Below are 2,644 nucleotides of genomic sequence, written 5' to 3'. Positions count from 1 at the left end.
CGACGATGCTCGCGAGCCCCGGCCCGCAGGGTCCGGGTGCCGGTCCCGTGCCGCCCGGCCCGGTCCCGCCGGGTCCGGTGCCGCCTCCGCCGCCCGGTGGCATGCCGCCCGGAGCGATGCCGCCGCCGGTGGCCGGGCAGCAGATCCCGGGCGGTCCGCCGCCCTCGTACGGGTATCCGCAGCCGCCGGCCGGTCAGCCGACCGTGGGCCCCGGCTACCAGGCGGTGCTGCGCTACCGCGCGCCCGACGGCTCCGAGCAGCAGCTCATCCGCCGCTCGGCGCCCGGCACGCCGCACCCGGAGTGGCAGATCTTCCACGAGCTGCGCGGCATGAACATCCCGGCGGACCAGGTGCTCGAGCTCCACACGGAGCTGGAGTCGTGTGCGCTGCCGGGCGCCTACTGCGCGCGCATGATCCACGAGCAGTGGCCGCAGGCGCGGATCACGTCGATCGCGCCGTACGGCACCGATCACGCGTCCCGTCAGCAGGGCATGCAGCAACTCATCGCGCATCAGGGCGAGTTGCACCAGGTCGCCGACGGTCCGGCGCGGCCCGCCCCGGTGCGGGCGCCGCTGGCGCCGGCCCAGCCGATGCCGCCGGTTCCGCCGGAGGGCATCGCGCAGGAGCTGGGGCAGGCCTTCGGGCCCGGCGTCTTCCGGTTCGACCAGCGGGCCGTGTCCCGGCAGGGTGTGCCGGACGTGGTCGCGCACACGCTCGTCGTGGCCGGACTGCCCGCGGACTTCGGGCCGTTCTTCTGGGCGCAGGCCCAGCCGGGGCGGCCGGTGCCGACGCTGGCGGAGCTGGCGGCCGAGCGCGGTGTGCAGCCGGCCTCGGACGCGGGCTCGTACCTGGTGATGGGCAGCGACTTCGGCAAGGCGGTCTGTGTCCAGTACGGGACGGCGCACATCGTGGCCGTGCCGGTCGAGGCCGGTCCGGGCGGTGCCCCGGTGCCGCCGCAGTTCGTGAACAGCGGGCTGCCCGAGTTCGCCCGCTCGCTCGCGCTGCTCGGCCGCATGTGGCGGCTGCGCTACGGCCTGAACCCGGAGCAGGCGGGCCGCTGGACCGTCGACTTCCAGGCCCAGCTGAACGGGATCGACCCCGCGGCGCTCGGTTCGCCCGAGACCTGGTGGTCGGTGCTGCTCGAGCAGATGTGGGACGGCCTGCTGTAACCGGCCGATGACGACGTGACGAGGGCGCTCGACCTGCGGGACCGGTCGGGCGCCCTCATCATGCGGGCATGGCGGGGATACCGGCGCGGGCACGTCCCGTGAGGCGGCGGCGCTGGCCGCGGAGGGTTCTGTGGACCCTCGTGGCCGTGGTCGTCGTGGTGGTCGGGTACGGCGCGGGCCTGTACTTCTGGGCGGACGGCCGGCTCAGGACGACGGACGCGCTCGGCTCCTACGCGGGCCGGCCCGCGGCGGGCCGGGGCAGCGACTGGCTGCTCGTCGGCTCCGACTCGCGCGCCGACCTGACCCCCGAACAGCGCAAGGAGCTGCACGTCGGCGGGGACGCGGGCCGTAACACCGACACGATCATGATCCTGCACCACGGGGACAGCGGGCCGTATCTGGTGTCGATCCCGCGGGACTCGTACGTGACGATCCCCGGGCACGGCAAGAACAAGATCAACGCGGCGTACGCGCTGGGCGGCCCGGAGCTGCTGACGCGGACGGTCGAGCAGGCGACCGGGCTGCGGATCGGGCACTACGTGGAGATCGGGTTCCTGGGGCTGGTGGACGTCGTCGACTCCCTCGGCGGGGTCACCCTGTGCGTGCCGTCGGGCGGGCTGCACGACGAGAAGTCCGGCGCGGACTTCGACGGGGGCTGTCAGCACATGGACGGGGTGCAGTCGTTGCAGTACGTCCGCGCCCGCCACGCGGACCCGCGCGGGGACCTGGGCCGGGTCGCGCGGCAGCGGCAGCTGGTGGACGCGGTCGCGGACGAGGCGCTGAGCGCGTCGGTGCTGATCCCGCCCTGGAACGTGATCCCGTTCCTCGCCGCCACCCTCGACGCGCTCACGGTCGACCGGCGCACGGGTCTCACGGAGCTCACCGAGATGGGCCGCGAACTGTCCGACCCCGCCGCCACGACGACCGTCCCGGTGGCGTCCGAGCCCGATCTGCCCGGGGTCGGTGACGTCGTCCTGTGGGACGAGGACAAGGCGGGCCGGCTCTTCTCCGCGCTGCGCGAAGATCGCGCGATTCCGACTTTCGACGGCAATTGACGCATCCTTGAGCGAGTGGGTCGATAGGTGGGTCACTCATGGCGTGTTTCTGACACGCGGGACGTGTTCTGACACGCGGGACGTGTTCTGGCACGCGGGATCGGAAAGAAGGGGTCGAGATGGCAGCGGGTGGGTCGCCCTCGCCGTTCGGGTTCGTCGTCGTCCGGGGGCGGGGCTACCGCCCCGAGCAGGTCGAGGCCCGTGCGGCCGCGCTGTTCCGGGCCGCGGAGGAGGCGCGGGCCGAGCTGTCCCGGCTGACCGCGCGCGAGCAGGAGCTGACCGGGCTGGCCGGGCAGCTGCGCGAGACGGTCGCCGGGCTCGCCCCGCAGACCTACGAGTCCCTGGGCGACCGGGCCCGGCACCTGCTCGGCCTCGTCGAGGAGGAGGCCGCCGCCGTGCGGCACACCGCGGCGGCCGAGG

The 2,644-nt window shown here is 74.3% G+C and carries 2 protein-coding genes and 1 pseudogene; all 3 read left to right on the top strand.

The window, feature by feature from the left end; all coding sequences use genetic code 11:
* Window positions 1-1,169, top strand: a 1,169-nt coding sequence (locus GTW43_RS02775) for an SUKH-4 family immunity protein (RefSeq protein WP_202500961.1), incomplete at its 5' end; no start/stop codon positions are given.
* 68 nt (window positions 1,170-1,237) lie between these two features.
* On the top strand, window positions 1,238-2,224 hold the full coding sequence (locus GTW43_RS02770) for an LCP family protein (RefSeq protein WP_161299943.1): 987 nt from the start codon (window positions 1,238-1,240) through the stop codon (window positions 2,222-2,224).
* Window positions 2,225-2,343: 119 nt separating this feature from the next.
* Window positions 2,344-2,644, top strand: a pseudogene (locus GTW43_RS02765) (cellulose-binding protein); the annotation flags it as partial.

Source organism: Streptomyces sp. SID5785 (genome assembly GCF_009870065.1).
GTDB lineage: Bacteria > Actinomycetota > Actinomycetes > Streptomycetales > Streptomycetaceae > Streptomyces.
This window is presented reverse-complemented; position numbering and strand designations above follow the sequence as displayed.

Coding starts and splice junctions, on each gene's coding strand:
- GTW43_RS02770 (WP_161299943.1), top strand. CDS start 1,238: ATGGCGGGGATACCGGCGCGGGCACGTCCCGTGAGGCGGCGGCGCTGG.